The organism is Mesorhizobium sp. 8, from assembly GCF_006351905.1.
Taxonomy (GTDB): domain Bacteria; phylum Pseudomonadota; class Alphaproteobacteria; order Rhizobiales; family Rhizobiaceae; genus Mesorhizobium; species Mesorhizobium composti.
Window position 1 is genome coordinate 2844132 of sequence record NZ_CP040914.1, and the last position, 22327, is coordinate 2866458.

Genomic DNA, 22327 nt, shown 5'->3' on the forward strand with positions numbered 1-22327 from the left:
CAAGCCGGCCGATGGCGATCAGCCGCGCTCGCGCAAGCCGGCAAAGGCGACCCGGTCGAACCGCCAGCGCACCTCCGGCAATTCCGAAGCGCGGAAGGCGAGCACGATCTGGCGGCTGCGGCGGGGGCCGCCGAGGCCGGCGAAGAAGATCGATTCCTCGATCTCCGGTTCGACGTCCTCGCACGCAAAGGCAAAGGCGTCGGCTCCCTCGGCGGCCAGCACCAGCCGGTCCTGCCCGTCGCGGAACAGGCTCGTATCGGGATGGATATGGAAACGCACGGCGATGGCGTCATGGCCCCGGTGGCCACTGTCGTCGCGGACCGGCCTGCCGTCCGGCCGCAGGAAGCGGTCGTGGCCGACGAGCTGGTCGCCGTCGGCCGAAAGCGTCAGCTCGCGTTCGTGAAGGATGCCGAAGCGCCGGACGTAGCCGTCATGGCTGGCGACGAAGCCCTGCCGGCCTCCAGCGTCGAGACGCTGGCTCACCACATGCTCCGGCCCTGCGATCAACGGTGTGCCGATCAGGTCGCGGATACGGGAAGAGTGGCTGAAACGGGCCGACGACGTATCCTCGACCGTCGCGGTGGAATGCGCGGCGGTGGCGCGCGCCAGCGGCCGGAACTCGGTCGCGCCGTAGGTGTCGACGCCGGCGTTGACGATGTAGTGCTGGCGCCCCGACGACAGTTCGAACGACAGGCAGCCGGCATGCGCGGCTTCCGACACCTCGGTCGGCGGCGGCGGGCCGGTGTCGGCGATGACGGTCACGCCGCCCGCCGCGAGCCGCTCGTAGCCGGAATGCGGTGCGTGCAGCAGCGGCTGGCCGTCGGTATCGTCATGGCGCAGGATGGCGGCGATACGGTCGTGGATGGTGGCGCCCATGCCGTTGAAGCGGGCAAGGCTACCGTCGCTGTGACGGAAGAAGCGCAGCGCCGGCAGCATGCGGTCGATGGCGCCGATGAGGGCGGCGGGCGGCTGCTCGGCCTGGTTGGCGTAGGTCTGGCGCAGCGGCAGGAGATCGGCCAGGATTTCCAGCACGGCAAGCGGACTACGCGAGATGTGGCCGCCGTCGGGCAGGATCTGGCGATCCAGTTCTTCCGCCAGATGGCGCGTGGCGGCGCGCAGCGCCGAGGCCGGCGCCGGCAACGAAAGCGCCGCGAAAGCCAGCGCCACGCGGGCGCGCAGCCGCTCCTTGCCGTCCGGCATGCCGGGTGCGGCCGAGCGCAGGTAGCGGATTTGCATGGCAAGCGACTTCAGGAAGGCGCGATAAAAGGGAAATTCCGCCCCTTGCAGCACGACAGAGGAATGCTGCAGCCAGGCGATGATGCGCTTTGCCGTCGTGCCGGGCTCCCAGGCCGGGCCACCCATGCGGCTGCCGTGGATGGCGATCCAGTCGGTGACCAGCGCACGCGCATTGGCGGCGGCGAGCTCGGTGCCGGCGGCGCGCATGTGGCGCAGCCAGCGGAAGCCGTGCAGCGACTTTTCCCAGCCGCGGCTCGCCACCTCCATCTGGAACGGCGACTGGCCGCCCGTCTCGACCAGATGTCCCGCCAGCGGATAGCGGCCGTAGTAGATCTCGGAGGCGATCTGCGGATCGGCGAGCCGAAGATCCGGCGGCGCGATCAGCACGCGCTCGGGCGTCCGCCCGGCATAACGCCAACGGAAAACCGGCCCGACGCGCATGCGTCGGCGGGTCTTGCGCCAGAATTCCCGTGCGACAAGCGCCCACAGACGCGTCATGTTGCCGGCTGCGAGCGCCAACATCCCTCCAAAACTCTTTCGCCCACAAACAAGTTTATATGATTCAACGCTTTATGCGAAGGCGCGCGGCGAAGAATCCGTCCAGTCCGGAAACGCCGGGCCGGCCGAGATCGAGGTCGGCCGGCGTGGTGCGAAGGGTGCCTTCGGCGGTCAGGAACGGATCGATGCCGGCGAATTCGCCCGGCCGTACCGGATCGAGCGCGATCCCGGCATGGTCCGAAAGAAAGGCGGCAAGCAGCGCCTCGCCCTCCTGCGGATCGAGCGAACAGTTGGAAAAGACGACCGCACCGCCCGGCCGCACGAAACTCACCGCGCGCTCCAGCAGGCGCCTTTGCAGATCGGCCAACTTGGCGATGTCGGCCGCCGTCTTGGTCCACGGCACGTCGGGATGGCGGCGCACCGTGCCGGTCGAGGAGCAGGGCGCGTCCAGCAGCACGGCGTCGAACGGCGCCGCCGGCTGGTATTCCAACAGGTCCGCCTGCACCGTTTCGGCGCCCAATCTCAGCCGGTCGAGATTCTGCCTCAGCCGCGCCAGCCGGTTGCGCGAGGTGTCGATGGCGGTGACCTCGGCGCCGGCGAGCACGAGCTGGGCGGTCTTGCCGCCCGGCGCTGCGCACAGGTCGGCCACGCGCATGCCACGCACGTTCCCCAGCAATCGCGCCGGCAGCGCGGCGGCGGCGTCCTGCACCCACCATTCGCCCTCGGCGAAGCCCGGCAGTTCGGTCACCGGCGCGGCAAGCCGCTCGACGCGGACCGAACCGGTCGGCAGGACGACGCCGCCGAGCCGCTCGGCCCATGGCGCGGGATCGCCCTTGACGGTGAAGTCGACAGGCGCCTCGTGCCGGTGCGCTTCGAGGATCTTTCCAGTCGTTTCTTCCCCGTAGGCCGCCGCCAGCCGCTCGGCGAACCAGTCCGGCGCGTCGGCCGTCGTGGCCAGCGCCTCGGGCAGTTCCGCATCCTTGGCTCGCGCCAGCGCTCGCAGCACGCCGTTGACCAGCCCGGAAAAGCGCGCCGTACGCGGGTCCTCCTTGGCGTGGGTGACGGCGAGATCGACGGCGGCGCTGTCGGGCACGTCGAGGAACAGGATCTGCGCCGCCGCGACATGCAGGATGTGGGACAGCGCGGTGGCATTGGCCGGCAGTGGCTTTTCCAGCCGCCGCGCCAGGAGCGCCGCGATGGTGCGCCGATGACGCAGCGCCGTGACGACGATGGCGCGCACCAGCGCGCGGTCGCGGCCGTCCAGCACCCGGTATTGCGGATGGCCATGCTCGGCGTCTGTCATGCCGTCGAGCGGGGTGTGGGCGTCGATGACCGCCGCCAGCAGCCGCGCCGCCGCCTTGCGCGCGGCAAGGCCCGGAGCGGACGAGGGGCGAGAGGGACGGGCCGCCTTTGACTTGTTCATAGGCCGCCCATGTCACGGAGCCGGACGCTTGTCGAGGGGCAGCGGCAGGCAAAGGACGAACGCGGCCGCCGTCGACGGGCATCCAGGCCCGGCACATCAGCCCATAGTCAGATGGACGCCTTCGCCCTCGCGGCGCTAAGCTGGGGCGAAAGCAGCATTCGGGAGGAAAGAGATGCCGTCGCGCTATCATGAGGTTTACGACAGTTGGAAGCGCGACCCAGAGGGTTTCTGGCGCGAGGCGGCGAAGGGGATCGACTGGTACCAGCCGTTCGATACGGTGTTCGACGCGGCTGACGGCATCTATGGCCGCTGGTTCGCCGGCGGCGTCTGCAACACCTGCTTCAACACCGTCGACCGCCATGTCGCGGACGGCCGCGCGGACCAGCTCGCGCTGATCCACGACAGCGCCATGACCGGCAAGGTGCGCACCTACACCTTCCTGGAGCTTCAGCGCGAGGTGGTGGCGCTGGCGCAGGTGCTGTGGCACCACGGCGTGCGCAAGGGCGACCGCGTCATCATCTACATGCCGATGGTGGCGGAGGCGGCCATCGGCATGCTCGCCTGCGCGCGGCTCGGCGCCATCCATTCCGTGGTCTTCGGCGGTTTTGCCGCGCGCGAACTGGCAACCCGCATCGACGACGCCCAGCCCAGCGTCATCGTTTCAGCCTCCTGCGGGCTGGAGCCCGGCCGCACCGTGCCCTACAAGCCGCTGCTCGACGGCGCCATCGAGCTTGCCCGCCACAAGCCGAAGCATTGCCTCGTCCTGCAGCGCGAGCAGCTCCCCTGCGATCTCATCCCCGGCCGCGACGTCGACCTCGGCGACGCGATGGCGCGCGAGAAGGCGGCCGGCGCCTGGGTGGACTGCGTGCAGGTCGAGGCGACCGATCCGCTCTACGTGCTCTACACTTCCGGCACCACCGGCCAGCCGAAGGGCGTCGTGCGCGACAATGGCGGCCACATGGTCATGCTCCACTGGTCGATGGAGAACGAATTCGGCATGAAGCCGGGCGAAGTGTTCTGGGCGGCCTCCGACGTCGGCTGGGTGGTCGGCCATTCCTACATCGTCTACGCGCCGCTTCTGGCCGGCTGCACCACCGTCATGTACGAGGGAAAGCCCATCGGCACGCCGGATGCCGGCGCCTTCTGGCGGGTCATCGCCGAGCACGGCGTCGCCGCCCTGTTCACCGCGCCGACCGCCTTCCGCGCCATCAAGGGCCAGGACCCGCAGGCGTCCTTCCTGCCCAAATACGATCTGTCGAAGTTCCGCACCCTGTTTCTCGCTGGCGAGCGCGCCGACCCGGAAACGATCAAATGGGCGGAGCGGCACCTGAAGGTGCCGGTCATCGACCACTGGTGGCAGACCGAAACCGGTGCGCCGATCACCCATAATCCGGTGGGGCTCGGCCTGCTGCCGGTCAAACACGGCTCGCCCGGCGTGCCGATGCCGGGCTACGACATCCGCATCCTGAGCGACGCCGGCCATGAGGTGCCGAACGGCACGCTGGGCAACGTGGTGGTGAAGCTGCCGCTGCCGCCGGCCTGCCTGCCGACGCTGTGGAACGCCGACAGGCGTTTCCGCCAAGCCTATCTCGATGAGTTCCCCGGCTACTACAAGACCGCCGATGCAGGCATCCTCGACGAGGACGGCTACTTGTTCGTCATGGCCCGCACCGACGACATCATCAACGTCGCCGGCCACCGCCTCTCCACCGGCGCCATGGAGGAGGTGTTGGCCGAACATCCCGACGTCGCCGAATGTGCCGTGGTCGGCGTCGCCGACGAGCTGAAGGGACAGGTGCCGCTCGGCTTCGTCGTGCTCAACGCCGGTGTTTCGCGCGACACCGCCGCGGTCGAGAAGGAAGCGATCGCGCTGGTGCGCGAGCGCATCGGCCCGGTCGCCGCCTTCAAGACGGTGGTGACGATCAAGCGCCTGCCCAAGACACGCTCCGGCAAGGTGCTGCGCGGCACGATGCAGAAGATCGCCGACAAGGAGGAATGGAAGATGCCGGCGACCATCGACGATCCGGCGATTCTCGATGAGATCGGCGTCGCCCTGCACGCCAGAGGCATCGGGGTCTGACCCGCAACGGTCTTTCCTTTCCGGCAACGGTCGGCTAGAGCGTCCGCTTCCCAAGAAAGCGCATCCCAGCACCGGCAGGTCATGCGCCGTCCATTGCGAGCTTCCGACCATGGCAGAAGCCTTCTGTGGTGTCGATTTCGGCACCACCAACTCCACCGTCGGCCTGTGCGAACCGGGCGGCGCGCCTGTTCTCGTGCCGCTCGAGGAAGAGAACCTGACCATTCCCTCGGCGCTGTTCTACAGCCTCGAGGACGGCAGGACCTATTTCGGCCGCGCCGCCGTCTTCGAATATATGGATGGCGCCGAAGGGCGCTTCATGCGCGCACTGAAATCCATCCTCGGCACCAGCCTCATGAAGGATACGACGCAGGTCGGGCGCGAGCGCCTGCGCTTCGAGGCGATCATCGGCCGCTTCCTGCGCCATCTGCGCGGCCGGCTCGAGGCCGAAAGAGGCACGGCACCCGAAAAGGTCGTTCTGGGCCGGCCCGTGCGCTTCGTCGACGAGGATGACGAGGCCGACCGGCAGGCCGAGGCGCAGCTCCAAGCGGCGGCACGCATGGAAGGCTTCCGTCACATCGAATTCCAGTTCGAGCCCGTCGCCGCGGCCCTGAGCCACGAAAACGCGATCGACGCAGAACAGCTTGCGCTGGTGGTGGATATCGGCGGCGGCACTTCGGACTTCTCCGTACTCAGGCTGTCGCCCGAACGCGCCAAGCGCGCCGACCGCCGCGACGACATCCTCTCCACCACCGGTGTCCACATCGGCGGCACCGATTTCGACCGGCAGCTCAACATCGCCAAGGCGATGCCGCATTTCGGCCTCGGCTCCTCCACCGCCGACGGCAAGCGCAGGCTGCCGGTCTGGTACTTCAACGACATGGCGACGTGGCATCGCATCAATACGCTCTATACGCGCAGGAATGCCGACGACATCCGCATGCTGATCAGGGAAGCGGCCGAGCCGGAAAAACTGGAGCGCTACGCCCACCTGCTCAGGCATCGCTCCGGCCACCGCCTTGCCGCGGAAGTGGAGAAGACCAAGATCGCGCTCACCGACGCGGACACCGGGACCATCGCCCTGCGCGAACCCGGCTTGGCGCTCGAAGTGCCGGTGGCCAGGGCCGAATTCGAAGCGGCGAGCCACGATCTCGTCCATCGGATCGGCGCTTCCATCGACGATGCCCTGATCCAGGCCGGCACCAAGGCCGATGCGATCGAAACCGTGATCCTGACCGGTGGCGGCGTCCAGGTGCCCGCCGTGGAAAAGGCCGCCACGTCGCGTTTCCAGCGGGCGCGCATGTCCCGTTCCGATCGATTCGGTTCGGTCGGCCTTGGTCTGGCCATCGACGCGGCGCGGCGCTTCGGCTGACGCCGCACAGAAGAATTCCATTCGCCCCGGCGCCGTCCTGACAGACTGCTGTCAGGAGCCCTGTGCGATACTGCCTCCATCAAATCGACAGGAGGTTGTCATGAAAGAGAGCACGCTGTTTTCCGGTATGAGGACCTATCTGGGCAAGATCCGCACGCTGCGCAACGAGAGCCGCACGCGCCGCCTGCTCTGCAACCTGCCGCTCAGCGTCCAGAAGGACATCGGCTGGCCCGATCGCGACGACGATCGCTTCCGCCGCAATTTCCGCTAGATCAAACCTTGGCAAACCGCTCGCCGCAACCCAGATAAAGTCCCCGGCGAGCGAACAGGAGGACAGCTTGTCAGAACCGAAGAAGATTGGCTTCGTTTTCATCCCCGCTTTCGCGGATTGGGAATTCGGCATGCTGTCGGGTCCCGCCGCGGATTGGTTCGGCCAGAAGACGGTCGCGCTGACGCCCGGCGGCGAGCCGGTGACATCGATCGGCGGGTTCCGCCTGAGCGGCGCGCGTTCCCTGGATCCTGCCGAGAATGCCGATCTCGATGCCGTCGCGGTCATCGGCTCCGACACATGGCCAAGCGCGGATGCGCCCGACATTTCCCCGCTGCTGCACGCCGTCGCGCAACGCGGCGGGCTTGTCGGCGGCATCTGCGGCGGCACGCTGGCGCTGGCGCGCGCCGGCCTGTTCGATGGCGTCGAACACACCAGCAACGGACGCGACTGGATTCTCAAGCATCTGCCGGACTATGCCGGGCGGGATCGCTACCGCGACGTGCCGCATGCGGTTGCCGACGGCCGCATCGTCTCGGCGCCGGGCTCCGCGCCCGGAACATTCGCACTGGAATTCCTAGCCGCGCTGCTGCCCGGACAACAGGCCCAACTTGCCGAAATGCGCGCGCTGTTCGGCAGGGAGTACGGCCAAGCCTCCTGACACGATGTTGTCAGGAGCGCCATGCCATAACAGCGCGCCTTGGGCAGGGGGCCGGAAGGACGTTTGTCACGATTGGCCGGGCGGTTCGGTTGAACACGGCCGGCTTCGGCGGTATCAAGCCCGCCCGGCGATGCCTGTGCCGATGGCTGGAACCATAAGGACCGGGGATACGAACGATGCGACGTGCCGACAGGCTTTTCCAGATCGTCCAGCATTTGCGCGGCGGCCGGCTGGTCACCGCGCAGAAGCTCGGGACATGGCTGGAAGTATCCGAACGCACCATCTACCGCGACATAGCGGACCTGCAGTCGACCGGCGTGCCGATCGACGGCGAGGCGGGCGTCGGCTACATGATGAGGGAAGGGTTCGACCTTCCGCCGCTGATGTTCACGCGTGACGAGATCGTGGCGCTCGTGGCCGGCGCGCGCATGGTGCGTGCCTTCGGCGGCGCGGCGATGGCGCGCGCGGCCGACGAGGCGCTGGTCAAGATCGGCGCCGTGCTGCCGGACGCCGAGAAGGACCGCATCGCCCGCACGGAGATCCACACACCGATGTGGGTGGTCAGCGATACCGACCGCGCCAACATCGACCTGATCGAGCGCGCCGTGGAAAAGCGGCAGGTGCTGACCATCGACTATCGCGATGAAGCCGGCCGCGGCTCGGAACGCGATATAAGGCCGCTCGGCCTGTGGTTCTGGGGCAAGGTGTGGACGCTCGTCGCCTGGTGCGAGATGCGCGGCGATTTCCGCGCCTTCCGCATCGACCGCATCGGCGCGGTCGTCATCGCCGGCCGCATCTTTAAGCCGGAGCGCGGCAAGCAACTCGCCGACTTCTACCGCGCGGTCGAGCGCAGCGAAGCCTACGGCATGAGCCCGACCGCCAGGGGCGCGTAAGCACCCGGCGGTTTATTCCTCGTCGGTGTCCTCGTCCTTCGACTTCAGCGCCGACAGCTTGGCGAAGACAGCGTTGGCGTCGAGTTCCTCGTCCTCGTCGCGCGGCTTCGGCTGTTCCGGCGTCAGGCGCTCGGTGAGCGCTGCCGGCAGCAGCGTGTCGCCGGTCGGCTGCGGCGCCTCGCGGCCGCGCGAGGCGCGCTGCACTTCGAGGTCGAGGTCGATCTGCGAGCACAGGCCGAGCGTCACCGGGTCCATCGGAACCAGGTTGGCGGCGTTCCAGTGCTTGCGCTCGCGGATCTGCTCGATGGTCGATTTGGTTGTGCCGACGAGGCGCGAGATCTGCGCGTCCTTCAGCTCGGGATGGTTGCGCACCAGCCACAGGATAGCGTTCGGCCGGTCCTGCCGCTTCGACAGCGGCGTGTAGCGCGGTCCCTTGCGCTTGGATTCGGGCACGCGCACCTTCGGCTCCGAAAGTTTCAGGCGATAGTCCCCGTCCTTTTCGCCGCGCGCGATCTCCTCGCGGGTGAGCTGGCCGGTGATGACCGGGTCCATGCCCTTGATCCCTTGAGCCGATTCGCCATCGGCGATGGCCTTCACCTCGAGCGGATGCAGCGAGCAGAACTGCGCGATCTGGTCGAAGGAGAGCGCGGTGTTGTCGACCAGCCAGACGGCGGTCGCCTTGGGCATGAGCAGGGTGTTGGCCATCAGATAAATCCTTCTCGTTCGCCCGCGTCCCGGCGCGGGCGGTGGTACAAGGCCACCAGTAAGGGAAATCGCGGCGTGTATAACCGCTCCTGTCCCGTTTCGCAACGATTTTGGCCGAGAACCCTCAAGAAGGCGGATGCAAACGAAACGGGCCGGCTGGGAGCCGGCCCGTCCGGGTCAATGCCGGCGAGACTATTTCCAGTCCCGGATATCGACGAAGTGGCCGGCGATCGCCGCCGCCGCCGCCATCGCCGGCGAGACGAGATGCGTGCGACCCTTGAAGCCCTGCCGGCCCTCGAAATTGCGGTTCGAGGTCGAGGCGCAACGCTCATGCGGGGCCAGCCGGTCGTCGTTCATGGCAAGGCACATGGAACAGCCTGGCTCGCGCCAGTCGAAGCCGGCCTCGATGAAGATCTTGTCCAGCCCCTCGGCCTCGGCCTGCGCCTTCACCAGGCCGGAGCCCGGCACGATCATGGCGTTGACCGTCGGCGCAACCTTCTTGCCCTGAGCGACGGCCGCCACTGCCCTGAGGTCCTCGATGCGGCCGTTGGTGCAGGAACCGATGAAGACGCGGTCGAGCTTGATGTCGGTGATCCTCGTGCCGGCGGTCAGGCCCATATAGTCGAGCGCGCGCTTCTTGGAATTGCGCTTGTTCTCGTCCTCGATCTCTTCGGGATCGGGAACCACGCCGAGGACGGAAGCGACGTCCTCGGGCGAGGACCCCCAGGTGACGATGGGCGGCAGCTTGGCGGCATCGAGCACCACGACCTTGTCGAAATGCGCGCCCTCGTCGGACTTCAGCGTCTTCCAGTATTCGACAGCAGCGTCCCACGCCTCGCCCTGCGGTGCGCGCGGCTTGTCCTTGACATAGGCGAAGGTCGTCTCGTCCGGCGCGATCAGGCCGGCGCGTGCGCCGCCTTCGATCGACATGTTGCAGATCGTCATGCGCCCTTCCATGGAGAGCGAACGGATCGCCTCGCCGGCATATTCGATGACGTAGCCGGTGCCGCCGGCGGTGCCGATCTCGCCGATGATGGCGAGGATGATGTCCTTGGCGGTGACACCGACCGGCAGCTGGCCGTCGACGCGCACCAGCATGTTCTTGGCCTTGCGCTGGATCAGCGTCTGCGTCGCCAGCACGTGCTCGACCTCGGATGTACCGATGCCGTGCGCCAGCGCGCCGAAGGCGCCATGCGTGGAGGTGTGGCTGTCGCCGCACACGATGGTCATGCCGGGCAGGGTAAAACCCTGTTCCGGGCCGATGATGTGGACGATGCCCTGGCGGCGGTCCTTCTCGGAATAGTATTCGACACCGAAATCGGCGGCGTTCTTCGCCAGCGCCTCGACCTGGATGCGGCTTTCCTCGTTCTTGATGCCGTTGACGCGGTCAGGCGTGGTCGGCACGTTGTGGTCGACCACGGCCAGCGTCTTTTCCGGGTGCCGCACCTTGCGGCCGGCCATGCGCAGGCCCTCGAAGGCCTGCGGGCTGGTGACTTCGTGGACGAGGTGGCGGTCGATCCACAGGAGACAGGTGCCGTCGTCCTGGCGGTCGACCAGATGGTCGTCGAAAATCTTGTCGTAGAGGGTGCGCGGTGCGCTCATGTGCGTAAATCCGTCGATTTGAGAATGGAAAGAGCCCGGCAAATGCCGCCGGAAGGCCGGAAAATCAGCCGAGCAGGCAGGTCAAGGCGCCGCAAACCTGCGCGAAGAAGCGTGCCGGCAGGCGCTTGCGGTCCTGCAGCACGAACTTCTTGTAGGCGGGATCGCCGAAAAGCTCTTCCATGGCAGCGTCCATAGCAATCTTTTGCCGGAACGGCAATCGAGACGCCGTCCTCAAGCCGCCTGCTGCTCCTGGCAGATCTGTCCGGCCTCGGCATCTTCCAGCGGCTGTTCCAGCAGCCGGCAGAAATGCGCGCCAGGCCCGCGTGCGTCCCATGCGAAATGGCGGCAATCGCGGCAGATGCCGAAAGCACGTCCACCCCGCGCCACAAGGGCGACCTGCATCAGCGCCGCCAACCCTTCGCGCAACGCCGCCTGCCGTTCCGGCGCAAGTCCGGCCAAGGCCTGCCGTATCGATGCCATGCCGTCCAGCGCCAGCAGCGCCCGGCCCTTTGCCGACAGGTCGAGCCGAACTGAGCGCCCGTCGCCGGGATTGGCGGTCTTTTCGACCAGGCCTGCGCGCTCCAGCGCCATCAGCGTCTGCGAGACCGTGCCCTTGGTGACGCCGAGATAGGCGGTCAGTCCGCCCGGCGTGCGCGAGAAGCGGTTGGCGCGTGCCAGATAGCGCAACGCTTCCCATTGCGCCGGCTTCAGCCCGTGGGAATGACCCTCGTTGGCGATCAGCCGCGCCAGCCGCTCGACCAGCTCAATGGTTTCGTCGGAATCGGTCATGGCATTTAGTATCGTAACTATACCACTCTTGCAACGGTCCGCCGACCCTGCTAGTCCATAAATGTATCGACTCGATACTATTGGAGGAAATCATGAGAACCATTCCCCTCGCCGCTGCCGGCTTTTTCGCGCTGGCCGCAACCGCCACGGCGCACGACATCACCAGCGCCGTCGATCCAGCCAGGCCCGCCGCCTTCGACATCACTTCGGCTTCCGCCACCACCGACGGTCGGCTCGCTACCTTCATGATGGAGGTCGCCGGCGAGGCCGGGTCGGTGAAACCGGAAGCGACAGGCAAGCTGCCGGGCGCCAAGGTCGCGGCCTATGTCTGGCCGACCCGCTTCGACCCGTCCGTCGTCGGCTTCGCCGAGAAGTCCGGCATCCTGGCGCTCGCCATCACCGCGCATCCGGACTTCGACGACACGCCGCTCTACGACGAGAACGGCGACGGCGACCCGGCCAACGACGGCGCCGGCTGGCATTCGCACTGGGTCGTTCTGGAAAAGGCCGAAGCCTGCGGCGCCGGCCTGAAGGTGCGCGACGTCTCGCCGGGCGTCGACGTGCTGCCGGCAACCGCGCCGATGCTGCCGTTGGCGCTCGACAGCCCCGGCATGTCGCCGTTGCTGAAGGGCAAGGTGGCGAAGATCACGGTGCCGGTGAAAGGCGGCGAAGGCGTCTCCTTCGATGCAGTGACGGCCGAATTGCAGGTGAACGCGGAAGGCAAGGCGCCGCTGCTGTGCGTGACAGGAGTGCACGATGTCGCCTCCGGCGATCTTTCGCTGCCGGGCAAGATCGTCAAGGAGTGATCGCGGGTCGAAACAATGCCGTGGCCGGCCACGGCGAGAGGCGCCGCGTCAGCAGACTTCAAACACGAAGGTCCTCACCTGCGCTTCCGGTTCGACCACCGCATAGCAGCGGAACCACGGGCTTTGCTCGACCGGCCGCCATTTGCCAGCGGCTTCCAGCCCGTCGAACACGGCCTGGAAGCCACCGCTATCGAAAACCTGGTCGCGCACCGTGAAGATGGCGTGGCCGCCTTTCTTCGTGATGCGCACGAGGTCACGCAGGCCGGCGGCCGGCGCATGGCCCATGGTGAACACGCCGGTGGAGAAGAAGGCGCGGAAATGCCCGTCCGGCCACGGCAGCCGCTCGCCCAGCGTCGCTTGTTTCAGTTCGGCGTAGCTGTCGCGCCCGGCGGCTATTCCCAGCATCTCTTCGGAGAGATCGAGCCCCGCAAGGTCGTCGTAGCCCAGCGCCTTGAGCTGCGGGCCGGAAAGCCCGGTGCCGCAGCCGGCGTCGAGCAGCGGCCCGCCACCGGGCTGAACATAGCGCGCCACCCACGCCGGAATCAGGAACGGCAGCAGATAGCCGAGTTCGGCCGTTTCGCGGTCGTAAGTCGCCGCCCACCCGGCATAGGCGACAGAGACTTCGCGCGGATCGCGGGCGGAGTAGACGGCATCCAGTGCCGCATTGGCCTTTTCGACGGTCATCGGCTTCCTCCCATACCAGTCAGCGGCCGGCGTCCCCGTATTGGCTCTCCGGGCTGCGCAGGCGCTTCTCCAGCCCTCTCAGCGCCAATGACAAGCCGACCGTCAGGAACAGATAGATATAGGCGACGATGGAATAGGTCTCGAAGAATCGGAATGAGCCGGCCGCATAGACCTTCGCCATCTGCGTGATGTCGGCGACGCCGAGTATGGAGACCAGCGAGGAATCCTTCACCATCGCGATGAAATCGTTGCCGTATGGCGGCAGGATGGTGCGGAAGGCCTGCGGCCAGACGATGTGGCGGAAGCGCCGGTAGCGGCCGAGCCCGAGCGCCTTCGCCGCCTCGATCTGGCCGAGGGCGACGGACTTGATACCCGCCCGGAAGATCTCGGCGATGAAGGAGGAATAGGCGATGGTCAGCGCGATGACGGCGCGCCACAGAAGCGAGACGTCGCGCACGACCAACGCGTCCATCAGGCCGGCATCCTGCAACGGCGCGGTGATGAAGTTCCACGCCGTCACGAACAACGGCACACCGACGAAGGCGATCCAGAACAAAAGCACCAGGATCGGCACGCTGCGCACCATCTCCACATAGAAGCGCGCCGTCTGCCTCAGCCATATCGACTGCGACAGGCCCATCAGCGCCACGGCAAGGCCGAGCAGGGAGGCCATAGCGAAGGCGATCAGCGTGACGAAGACGGTCACGCCGATGCCGGCGACGACGGTGGAGAACACCTGCCGGTAGAGATCGCTGGCGGCAATCGCGAGCGCCGCCGCCGCAGCAATGGCGACGGCGGCGGCAAGCCACCAGGGGAAGTCGGGTTTCGAGGCGGGTCCCATCGTCAGCGGGTGGCCGCGCCGCCGGGCCTATGGAACGGGTCGCACGCCAAGATGAACGTCTACTCGCCCATCTTGTAGTCGAGGAACCACTTCTTGTTCAGCGCCTCGATGGTGCCGTCTGCCTTGAGCGCCGCGATCGCCGCGTTGACCGGCACCACGAGATCGGACCCCTTGGCGAAGATGAAGCCGAAATCCTCGGTGCCGAGCGGGCCGCCGATCAGCTTCAGCTTGCCGTCGGAGGCCGCGACATAGCCCTTGCCGGCGGTGGAGTCGGTCAGCACCACGTCGACGTCGCCCACCTTGAGCGCCTGCACGGTGGCACCGAACGTCTCGAACAGCTTGATGCGCGGGTTCTGCTCGTTGCCGTCGAGGACCGAGTAGACGGCGGTATAGAAGGGCGAGGTGCCGGGCTGGGCGCCGATCAGCCCGTCCTTGAAAGCGGCGAAGCTCTTGGCGTCGGTGAAGCGGGTCTCGTCGCCGCGCACCAGCATATACTGCTCGTTGCGCATATAAGGGTCGGAGAAATCGACCTTGGCCTTGCGCTCGTCGTTGATGGTGATGCCGGTCATGCCGATGTCGTACTGCTTGTCCGACACCGCCTGGATCATCGCGTCCCATGAGGTGTTCTGGTACTCCACGGCGAAGTTGAGCCGCTTGGCGATCTCATTCATCGCGTCGTATTCCCAGCCGATCTGCTTGCCGCTCTTGGGATCGACGAATTGCAGCGGCGGATAGGCATTCTCCGTCACCACCACCACCTTGCGGCCCTGGAGGTCTGGCAACGCATCGGCGGCGAGCGCCGCCATCGGCGCGACAAGGCAGGCGAACAGTGCCGCCAGATAGAGCTTCGATTTTGTCATGTGCCTTCCCCGAGCTTGGTGCGCCCGCAAATGCGGAACCGCGAAATCGCCGAGACTTTAACCGTCCGCCGCAACCTTGCAAGCGGCTACGATGCGCACCGCGCAGCCACGATAAAATGCGTTTCCAGGCAAATCTCGAAAACGGCAATGAAAAAGGCGGCCGAAGCCGCCTTTCGCAACAGATACCAGCGTGAAGCTTACTCGGCAGCCTTCGCGGCTTCTTCCGCGGCCTTAGCCTCGGCGGCGTCCTGCGCGGCCTTCTCGGCAGCCAGAGCCTGCGCAGCGGCGACCTTCTCGGCCTCGATGCGGGCCTTCTCGGCGGCCAGCGCCTCGCGCTCCTCGTCGTTCAGCTTGCGGGCGCGCACGCCGGTGTTCTCGGAAATGCGGGCCGACTTGCCGCGGCGGTCGCGCAGGTAATAGAGCTTGGCGCGGCGCACCTTGCCGCGGCGCACGACCTCGACGCCCTCGACCATCGGCGAATAGACCGGGAAGACACGCTCCACGCCCTCGCCGTAGGAAATCTTGCGCACCGTGAAGTTCTCGTTGAGGCCTGCGCCGGAACGGGCGATGACGACGCCCTCATAGGCCTGCACGCGGGTGCGCGAACCTTCCGTGACGCGCACGCTGACGCGAACGGTGTCGCCGGGCTGGAATTCGGGCAGCTTGCGCTTGGCTTCGATCTTGGCGGCCTGCTCGGCCTCGAGCTGACGGATGAGATCCATCTCAAAAATCCACTTCTTGTTCTTCCGACAGTCAGAGCGCCCGCGCTCGCCTCGCAGTTCATAAGACCGCTCGGCTATGCCTCGATCGGATCGATCTCGGCAGGGGCGATTGCACCGTCCTTGTTGACGGGCCCGGCAGTTTCACCGGTTCGGGCGGGCACATACAGGGAATTTTCGCGCTTGTCACGCACCAAAGCGAATTTCGGCCTGCGATTTGCGGCGCGGACCGCAGCCGCCGGGTTGCAAGGCCTGTCACTGGACCGGTAAGTAGGCCGCAATGTGGCTTGTGCGGTCGGGCGCTCCTTCCTAATGCCTTGGCCTCAATCGGGGATCGACGCGCCTTGGATATTCTCACCATTGTTCTTCTCTTCGTCGCCGGCGTGTTCACCGGCATGATCAATGCGGTGGCCGGCGGCGGCACGTTTCTGTCCTTCGGCGCGCTGACGCTGATCGGCGTCCCGCCGGTGGTCGCCAACGCGACATCGTCGATCACGCAGTTTCCCGGCTACATCACCTCGACGCTCGCCTACTGGGAGGATTTCAAGACCTTCTGGCGTGGCGCGATCGCGCTGTCGCTCGCCTCCATCGCCGGCGCGCTGCTGGGCTCATGGATCCTGCTTCAGCTCGACAATCCGCAGTTCCGCACGCTGGTGCCGTGGCTGCTGCTGGCCGCCACCGCCTTGTTCGCCGCCGGTCCCTATCTCAAGCCGAAGCCGAAGCCTGGACAGGAAGCCTCGGTCGGCTCGTTCTTCGGCACGGCGATGCAGTTCGTCACCGCCATCTACGGCGGCTTCTTCGGCGCCGGAATGGGCGTGATGATGCTGGCCTCGCTCGGCCTGTCGCAGGCCGGCGACTATCACCGCCTCAACGCCCTGAAGAACATGCTGGCCGTGGTGATCGCCGCAGTCGCCATCGTCGTCTTCGTCTCAGGCGGCGTGGTAGCGTGGCCGCAGGCCATTGTCATGATCCCCGGCGTGGCGCTCGGCGGCTGGAGCGGCGTGTGGGTGGCCAAGCGCGTGCCGCAGAGCATCATGCGCTGGGTGGTGATCGCCGTCGGCCTGCTGCTGGCGGTCTATTACTTCGTCAAGTAGCCCGCTTCGGCGGGTCGGCGAGCAGGTCCGGCCGCCGCTCGGCGGTCAATCTCTCCGCCTCGGCGCGCCGCCATGCGGCGATCTTCTTGTGGTTTCCCGAGGTCAGCACCTCGGGGATCGACCGGCCTTCCCACTCCTGCGGCCGCGTATAGTGCGGATGTTCGAGCAGGCCGTTCTCGAAGCTCTCCTCCTCGCCCGACGCCTCGTTGCCCATGACGCCGGGCAAAAGCCGCACCACCGCGTCGAGCAGCACCAAGGCCGCCGGCTCGCCGCCCGACAGGATGAAGTCGCCGATCGAGACTTCCTCCAATCCGCGCGCTTCGATGACGCGCTGGTCGACGCCCTCGAAGCGCCCGCACAGGATGACCGCGCCCGGCCCGGCGGCAAGTTCGCGCACCCGCTCCTGCGTCAGCGGTTTTCCGCGCGGGCTCATCAGCAGCCGCGGCCGCGGATCGCCCTCCGGCGAGGCATGGTCGATGGCGCGTGCCAGGACGTCGGCGCGCATCACCATGCCGGCGCCGCCGCCGGCCGGCGTATCGTCGACGGTGCGGTGGCGGTCGGTGGCGAAGTCGCGGATCTGCACCGCCTCCAGCATCCAGGTACCCGCCTCCAGCGCCCGGCCGGCCAGCGACAGGCCGAGCGCACCGGGAAACATCTCCGGATAAAGGGTAAGGACGGTGGCGCGGAACATCAGTTGTCCATTGTCAGGCGCGTGTCTTGCGCCGCGTCTCACGCTCGATCTCGTGCTTTGCAGCGCGAGCAAGGAAGCCGGACCGCGTGTAGCCCGTGTCTTGTGCAAACAGATCGATCTGCCTCAACACATCCTCGGGAAAGGTCACGTTGACGCGGATGGAACGCTGGTCCGCATCGGGCACCTTTACCAGTATGGCGACGCCGTCACGGTTGTCGGGGTCGGCCATGACGGCCTCAAGGGAGGACGGCTCGGGGATAGAATCCCCGTCCTCGATCATACCCTCGATGTGCAATGCCAATGCCTCCTCCGCGCCGGCACGGGCATCGTCGAGCGTCGGACCCGCTGAAACGCATCCCGGAAAATCAGGAAAGGAGACACCGTAGTCGCTGTCGATGTCCTTGTGGATGAGACCGATGTAATTTGCCATGTCAGACCAGCTTCACACCCGATTGCTTCTCGATGCTGCGCAAGGTGCCGATGGGAATATCCCGTCGCGGATCGGGAACCGTAACCCGCCCCGCCTTGGTCGGATGCTTGAACTGCGCATGACTTCCCTTGCGCGCCACCTCCCGCCATCCGTCAGCCTCAAGTCGCCTGATGACGTCACGGCTACGCATGATGTGTATCTATACACACAGAAAAATTTTGCAAGACTTCACCGGTTGCCTCCCGCGCCCTTCGGGCCGCGCGGCCGGCGTTTGGCGTCGAAGCCCGTGCGGTCGGGCGCCGTTTCCATATCCGGTTCGCCGTCACCGTCCTCGTCTTCCACCAGCCCCGCCGCCACCGGATCGACGCGGATATAGCCGCCGGCGACGGAGACTTCCGGCACAGCGGCTTTGGAGAACGGAATCAGCACGCCTTTGGCGTGGCCCAGCGTCAGGTCGAGGATATCGCCGCCGCCGAAGTTCTGCACCGCGACGACCTTGCCGATGGCAGCACCCTTATCGTCGCGCACGTCGAGGCCGATCAGGTCGGCCTGGTAAAAATCGTCTTCGTCGTCGTCATCCGGCAGCGCCGAGCGATCGACGAACAGTTCCGTTCCGGTGAGCGCTTCGGCGGCGCTGCGGTCGGTGACGCCCTTGAAGCGCACCACGACGACCGTGCCGGCGGGACGGATATCCAGCATCTCGAAGGCGCGGCCGTCCTTCGCGTAAAGCGGCCCATAGTCGCCCAGCGCGAGCGGATCGCCGGTGAAGGTCTTCACCCGCACCTCGCCCTTGATGCCGTGCGCGGCGCCGACCACGGCCATCTGGATAGGATTTTTCAGCTTGGGCATTGGAGCTTCACCGCTCGCTAACTTCGATCGTTCAGCATTGCCTTATTCAATCGGATGCAAACTGCCAATGCAGGAATTCCTCATCCCGGCCAGGCCCGACCTTCAGGCCGCGCGCGAAAGCTGGCTGAAGGCACTGGCCGGCGAGCGGCGCCTGTCGGCGCTCACCGTCGAGGCCTATGAGCGCGACAGTCGCCAGTTCCTGCAATTCCTGACCGGCCATTGCGGCGGTGCGCCCGGCCTCAAGGACATTGCCGACCTCAGGCCGGCGGATCTGCGCGGCTTCCTCGCTTCCCGCCGCAACACCGGCGCCGGTCCGCGCACGCTGGGGCGCGGGCTGGCCGGCGTGCGCTCCTTCCTGCGTTTCCTGGAACGGCGCGGCCTTGCCAATGCGGCGGGGGCTGCGGCGCTGCGCGCGCCGAAACAGCCGAAATCGCTGCCCAAGCCGCTGACGGCGGGCGATGCCCGGCGCGTCGTTTCGGCCGATGAGCAACTGGCGGAGGAACCCTGGATCGCCGCCCGCAACGCCGCCGTGCTGACACTGCTCTACGGCTGCGGCCTGCGCATTTCCGAGGCGCTCGGCCTCACCGGCGCCGATCTTGCCTCGTCGCGCGAGACCGTGCTGCGCATCACCGGCAAGGGCGGCAAGACGCGGCTGGTGCCGGTGCTGCCCGTCGCCTTCGCGGCGGTGGCGGAGTATCGCCGGCTTTGCCCTTACCATCTCGACATGGAAGGTCCGCTGTTTCGCGGTGCGCGCGGCGGATCGCTCAACCCGGCCATCGTCCAGCGTGAAATGGCCAGGCTGCGTTCGGCACTGAATCTGCCGGACACCGCCACCCCGCATGCGCTGCGCCATTCCTTCGCCACGCACCTGCTCGGCCGTGGCGGCGACCTCAGGACCATCCAGGAACTGCTCGGCCACGCCAGTCTGTCGACGACGCAGATCTACACCGGCGTCGACACCGCCCGCCTGCTCGATATCTACGAGGCGGCGCATCCACGCGCCTGAATGCCGCCATGCCTGATCGACAAGTTGTCGGGCGGCGTTAACCGTTTCGCTGTCTTTTGTCCTTAGACAGGACGGCATGAAACCGCTCGTCGCCCTCGCCGACCGCGCCTCGCTCCCAGCGTTCAAGCTGCTGGTCGCGCTCAATGGGCTGGCATTCCTGGCGTTTCTGGCCGGCCTCCTCGTCGCCCTGGGCAGGATTTAGCACAGCCTATCCCACCAGACCTGGCCACTCCGTCCGGCCGCGTCGTCCGCTCCTCTTTCACGGTCTTGTGAAACCCAATCGCCTTTCGCGCGTTTGGTTGCTGCCGAACCAGGTTTCACGGAGGACGACATGGCCAATCCCGGCAATCTGGATCCCAACGATCCGCGCCTGACCGACCCGCTCAACCCCACCCCACCGCGCGATACCGACCCGGTCATCGACAACAGGGTCGTCAACCAGCCGAGCGGCAGCGGCGGCACCTGGCTGATCGTCCTGGTGGTCGTCATCCTCGCCGTCGTCGCTTACTTCCTGTTCGGCCGCAGTGCCGAAGCGCCGGCGCCGGGAGAGCCGCCGGCCGCGAGCGAGACTGCGCCGGCCCAGCCCGCACCCTCGGATGGCGGCACCATGAAGCCGGCCGAGCCGGCACCGGCTCCAGCAACGCCGCCGGCCGACAATTCGACGGCTCCGGCCAATCCGCCGGCAAACGGCGGCACGACCGAACCAGCCCCGGCGACACCGCCCGCCAACAACTCGACGACACCGGCTCCGGCACAGTAAGCCGGTACAGAATCCGCAAACGAAACGGCCCGCCATTGGCGGGCCGCGCTCTTTAATTCAGGCGAGATGGCTCAGATGTGGATCGGCTTGAAGAAGGTGGCGAGCGCCGCCTCCTTCACCGCTTCCGACATGGTTGGATGCGCGTGGCAGGTACGCGCCAGATCTTCCGACGAACCGCCGAACTCCATCAACACCGCCGCCTCGTGGATCATTTCGCCCGCGCCGAAGCCCAGGATGTGGACGCCGAGCACCTTGTCGGTCTTCTTGTCTGCCAGGATCTTCACGAAGCCGTCCGTATGCAGCATGGCGCGCGCGCGGCCGTTGGCGGTGAAGGGGAACTTGCCGGCCTTGTAGTCGACGCCGGCCTTCTTCAGCTCCTCCTCGGTCTTGCCGACAGACGCCACTTCCGGGCTGGTGTAGACGACGCTCGGGATGACGTCGTAGTTCACGTGGCCGGCCTGGCCGGCGATGCGCTCGGCCACCGCCACGCCTTCGTCTTCGGCCTTGTGCGCCAGCATCGGCCCGGCGATCACGTCGCCGATCGCCCAGATACCCGGTACGTTGGTCTGCAAGTGTCCGTCCGTCTTTACACGGCCACGCTCATCCACCTCGACGCCTGCCTCCTTGAGGCCGAGATTGTCGGCATAGGCGCGCCGGCCGGTGGCGACCAGTACCACGTCGGCCTCGATGGTTTCGGCCGCACCGCCCTTCACCGGTTCGAAGGTGACGGAGGCGCCCTTCTTGCCCTTGGCGACGGCCGTCACCTTCGATCCCAGCTTGAACTCGAAACCCTGCTTGGAAAGCAGGCGCTGGAACTGCTTCGCCACCTCACCGTCCATGCCGCCGAGGATCGAGTCGAGGAATTCCACCACCGTGACCTTGGCGCCGAGCCGCGCCCAGACCGAGCCAAGCTCCAGCCCGATGACGCCGCCGCCGACAACGATCAGCTTTCCCGGCACCTTGGCCAGCGACAGCGCACCGGTCGAGGAGACGATCACCTTCTCGTCGATATCGACCTTGACGCCGGGAATGCCGGCGACCTCGGAGCCGGTGGCGATGACGATGTTCTTCGCCTCGATCTCCTGGCTCTTGCCGTCCTCGCCGGTGACGGAAACCTTGCCGGCGCCAAGCACCTTGCCGGTGCCGCGGAAGGCGTCGATCTTGTTCTTCTTGAACAGGAAGGCGACGCCATTGACGTTGGCCGAGACCGTCGTGTCCTTGTGCGCCATCATCTTCTTCAGGTTCAGCTTCGGCTGCACCTCGACGCCCAGCGTGTCGAAGGAATGGCCTGCCTCGGAAAACATCTCGGAAGCGTGCAGCAGCGCCTTGGAAGGGATGCAGCCGATGTTGAGGCAGGTGCCGCCGAACGTCTCGCGCTTCTCCACCACGGCCACCTTGAGCCCCAACTGCGCCGCCTTGATGGCGCAAACATAGCCGCCGGGGCCGGAGCCGATCACCACAACATCATATGCCATTTCGCAAATCCCTGTCCGATGCGGCCCGCGGGCCGGTCCCTCAATACGATCTTCAGTCCGGCAATGCCACCGCCGGACGGTTCATTCCTGGCAACCCTTCAGCGCGAAAACGTCCCACGGCACTTTCGTGAAGCCGCTCTCGCCATAGGCCGTCGAAAGCCTGAGCGACGGGCCGAGGTCCGGAAAGATCAACGCCTTCGGCGCATCGCCCGTTTTCGGCAGCAGGTCGATCGCGCCGGCATCGTCCACCGCATAGATGACGCCCTGCCAGACGGTGCAGGCTTCCAGTTCGGCGCCGGTAACGTCACCGTCCGGGCATCTGTAGGTGAGCGTGCCGTAGGGCCGCTCCGTTCCTTCGCTCCACATGACTATTCCGTCCAGCATGGTGCCGTTGTCGAGGTTCATGCGGAAGGTGTTGGTCACGGCGGCGAGATCGATGGCCGGACGGAAGTCGATGCCGGCCGCGTCGTCGCGGTCGCCGTAGACGGCAAGCTCGACCGGACAGGCCGCGAAAGCGGACGCCGCGGCAAGGATGGCCGCGCAACCCACGAGCATGCCGGCCGATCGTCGGACCAGGGAGTCCGGCAT

Annotated in this window: 25 protein-coding genes; 10 read left to right on the top strand and 15 right to left on the bottom strand. The window is 66.7% G+C overall.

The features are described from left to right. Nucleotides 1-18: 18 nt before the first annotated feature. Both FGU64_RS13870 and FGU64_RS13875 read right to left on the bottom strand, forming a co-directional pair. Nucleotides 19-1734 carry a heparinase II/III family protein gene (locus FGU64_RS13870; protein ID WP_246671348.1) on the bottom strand — a complete coding sequence of 572 codons (1716 nt, stop codon included), beginning with the start codon at nt 1732-1734 and terminating at the stop codon, nt 19-21. 64 nt (nt 1735-1798) lie between these two features. Further along, nucleotides 1799-3157, bottom strand: coding sequence for an RsmB/NOP family class I SAM-dependent RNA methyltransferase (locus tag FGU64_RS13875; protein ID WP_139953749.1), 1359 nt, complete (start codon nt 3155-3157; stop codon nt 1799-1801). A gap of 172 nt (nt 3158-3329) precedes the next feature. Between FGU64_RS13875 and FGU64_RS13880 the strand changes: the two genes are divergently transcribed. The 5 genes from FGU64_RS13880 to FGU64_RS13895 all read left to right on the top strand — a co-directional run bounded on the left by FGU64_RS13880 (nt 3330) and on the right by FGU64_RS13895 (nt 8428). After that, the gene (locus FGU64_RS13880; RefSeq protein WP_139953750.1) at nt 3330-5237 is read left to right on the top strand and encodes a propionyl-CoA synthetase; all 1908 of its coding nucleotides are present in this window, start codon (nt 3330-3332) and stop codon (nt 5235-5237) included. A gap of 109 nt (nt 5238-5346) precedes the next feature. Beyond that, on the top strand, nt 5347-6606 hold the full coding sequence (locus FGU64_RS13885; RefSeq protein ID WP_139953751.1) for an Hsp70 family protein: 1260 nt from the start codon (nt 5347-5349) through the stop codon (nt 6604-6606). Nucleotides 6607-6706: 100 nt separating this feature from the next. Beyond that, nucleotides 6707-6877 (top strand): hypothetical protein, encoded by a 171-nt coding sequence (locus FGU64_RS23320; protein ID WP_180375533.1) that lies wholly within the window; start codon nt 6707-6709, stop codon nt 6875-6877. 67 nt (nt 6878-6944) lie between these two features. Next, entirely contained in the window at nt 6945-7535 is a 591-nt protein-coding gene (locus FGU64_RS13890; RefSeq protein WP_139953752.1) for a DJ-1/PfpI family protein, read from the top strand. Between the two features lie 176 nt (nt 7536-7711). After that, nucleotides 7712-8428 carry a YafY family protein gene (locus FGU64_RS13895; protein WP_136357729.1) on the top strand — a complete coding sequence of 239 codons (717 nt, stop codon included), beginning with the start codon at nt 7712-7714 and terminating at the stop codon, nt 8426-8428. A gap of 12 nt (nt 8429-8440) precedes the next feature. On the opposite strand, the gene FGU64_RS13900 is transcribed toward FGU64_RS13895, so the two are convergent. The 3 genes from FGU64_RS13900 to FGU64_RS13915 form a co-directional block, all read right to left on the bottom strand. Beyond that, a complete protein-coding gene (locus tag FGU64_RS13900; protein ID WP_136357727.1) occupies nt 8441-9133 on the bottom strand; it encodes a DUF1013 domain-containing protein in 693 nt (230 codons plus the stop codon). A gap of 192 nt (nt 9134-9325) precedes the next feature. After that, entirely contained in the window at nt 9326-10735 is a 1410-nt protein-coding gene (gene leuC, locus FGU64_RS13905; protein ID WP_139953753.1) for a 3-isopropylmalate dehydratase large subunit, read from the bottom strand. A gap of 231 nt (nt 10736-10966) precedes the next feature. Continuing rightward, a complete protein-coding gene (locus FGU64_RS13915) occupies nt 10967-11524 on the bottom strand; it encodes a MarR family transcriptional regulator (RefSeq protein ID WP_139953754.1) in 558 nt (185 codons plus the stop codon). 92 nt (nt 11525-11616) lie between these two features. On the opposite strand from FGU64_RS13915, the gene FGU64_RS13920 reads away from it, so the two are divergent. Beyond that, a complete protein-coding gene (locus tag FGU64_RS13920; protein ID WP_139953755.1) occupies nt 11617-12330 on the top strand; it encodes a hypothetical protein in 714 nt (237 codons plus the stop codon). A gap of 48 nt (nt 12331-12378) precedes the next feature. Here FGU64_RS13920 and FGU64_RS13925 read toward each other — a convergent pair whose 3' ends face one another. From FGU64_RS13925 to rplS, 4 genes are all read right to left on the bottom strand, one after another. Then, nucleotides 12379-13014, bottom strand: a complete 636-nt coding sequence (locus FGU64_RS13925; RefSeq protein WP_139953756.1) for a class I SAM-dependent methyltransferase — start codon at nt 13012-13014, stop codon at nt 12379-12381. Nucleotides 13015-13033: 19 nt separating this feature from the next. Continuing rightward, nucleotides 13034-13855, bottom strand: a complete 822-nt coding sequence (locus FGU64_RS13930) for an amino acid ABC transporter permease (protein ID WP_139953757.1) — start codon at nt 13853-13855, stop codon at nt 13034-13036. Nucleotides 13856-13914: 59 nt separating this feature from the next. Continuing rightward, nucleotides 13915-14715: a transporter substrate-binding domain-containing protein gene (locus FGU64_RS13935; protein ID WP_139953758.1), complete on the bottom strand. Its 801-nt coding sequence runs from the start codon at nt 14713-14715 to the stop codon at nt 13915-13917. 197 nt (nt 14716-14912) lie between these two features. Further along, the gene (rplS, locus tag FGU64_RS13940) at nt 14913-15437 is read right to left on the bottom strand and encodes a 50S ribosomal protein L19 (RefSeq protein WP_139953759.1); all 525 of its coding nucleotides are present in this window, start codon (nt 15435-15437) and stop codon (nt 14913-14915) included. A gap of 341 nt (nt 15438-15778) precedes the next feature. Between rplS and FGU64_RS13945 the strand changes: the two genes are divergently transcribed. Then, nucleotides 15779-16528, top strand: coding sequence for a sulfite exporter TauE/SafE family protein (locus FGU64_RS13945; RefSeq protein ID WP_139953760.1), 750 nt, complete (start codon nt 15779-15781; stop codon nt 16526-16528). Here FGU64_RS13945 and trmD read toward each other — a convergent pair. Genes trmD through rimM form a run of 4 tightly spaced genes read right to left on the bottom strand, consistent with a single transcriptional unit; the run spans nt 16521 to nt 18498 of the window. Next, entirely contained in the window at nt 16521-17222 is a 702-nt protein-coding gene (gene trmD, locus FGU64_RS13950; protein WP_139955388.1) for a tRNA (guanosine(37)-N1)-methyltransferase TrmD, read from the bottom strand. The two genes, FGU64_RS13945 and trmD, sit on opposite strands and share 8 nt — an antisense overlap. Before the next feature lie 10 nt (nt 17223-17232). After that, complete coding sequence (locus tag FGU64_RS13955) at nt 17233-17649, bottom strand: type II toxin-antitoxin system HicB family antitoxin (protein WP_139953761.1); 417 nt, start codon at nt 17647-17649, stop codon at nt 17233-17235. 1 nt (nt 17650) lies between these two features. Next, nucleotides 17651-17839 (bottom strand): type II toxin-antitoxin system HicA family toxin, encoded by a 189-nt coding sequence (locus FGU64_RS13960; RefSeq protein WP_139953762.1) that lies wholly within the window; start codon nt 17837-17839, stop codon nt 17651-17653. Between the two features lie 38 nt (nt 17840-17877). Further along, nucleotides 17878-18498 carry a ribosome maturation factor RimM gene (gene rimM, locus FGU64_RS13965; RefSeq protein WP_139953763.1) on the bottom strand — a complete coding sequence of 207 codons (621 nt, stop codon included), beginning with the start codon at nt 18496-18498 and terminating at the stop codon, nt 17878-17880. 67 nt (nt 18499-18565) lie between these two features. Here rimM and FGU64_RS13970 point away from each other — a divergent pair, with 67 nt between their 5' ends. From FGU64_RS13970 to FGU64_RS13975, 3 genes are all read left to right on the top strand, one after another. Then, nucleotides 18566-19504, top strand: coding sequence for a tyrosine recombinase XerC (locus FGU64_RS13970; RefSeq protein WP_139953764.1), 939 nt, complete (start codon nt 18566-18568; stop codon nt 19502-19504). Nucleotides 19505-19580: 76 nt separating this feature from the next. Beyond that, a complete protein-coding gene (locus tag FGU64_RS23750) occupies nt 19581-19706 on the top strand; it encodes a hypothetical protein (RefSeq protein WP_281405277.1) in 126 nt (41 codons plus the stop codon). A 129-nt stretch (nt 19707-19835) separates the two neighbouring features. Beyond that, nucleotides 19836-20264, top strand: a complete 429-nt coding sequence (locus FGU64_RS13975) for a hypothetical protein (protein WP_139953765.1) — start codon at nt 19836-19838, stop codon at nt 20262-20264. A gap of 71 nt (nt 20265-20335) precedes the next feature. On the opposite strand, the gene lpdA is transcribed toward FGU64_RS13975, so the two are convergent. Both lpdA and FGU64_RS13985 read right to left on the bottom strand, forming a co-directional pair. Beyond that, complete coding sequence (lpdA, locus tag FGU64_RS13980; RefSeq protein ID WP_139953766.1) at nt 20336-21739, bottom strand: dihydrolipoyl dehydrogenase; 1404 nt, start codon at nt 21737-21739, stop codon at nt 20336-20338. Between the two features lie 81 nt (nt 21740-21820). Continuing rightward, the gene (locus FGU64_RS13985) at nt 21821-22294 is read right to left on the bottom strand and encodes a hypothetical protein (RefSeq protein ID WP_139953767.1); all 474 of its coding nucleotides are present in this window, start codon (nt 22292-22294) and stop codon (nt 21821-21823) included. Between the last annotated feature and the right edge of the window lie 33 nt (nt 22295-22327).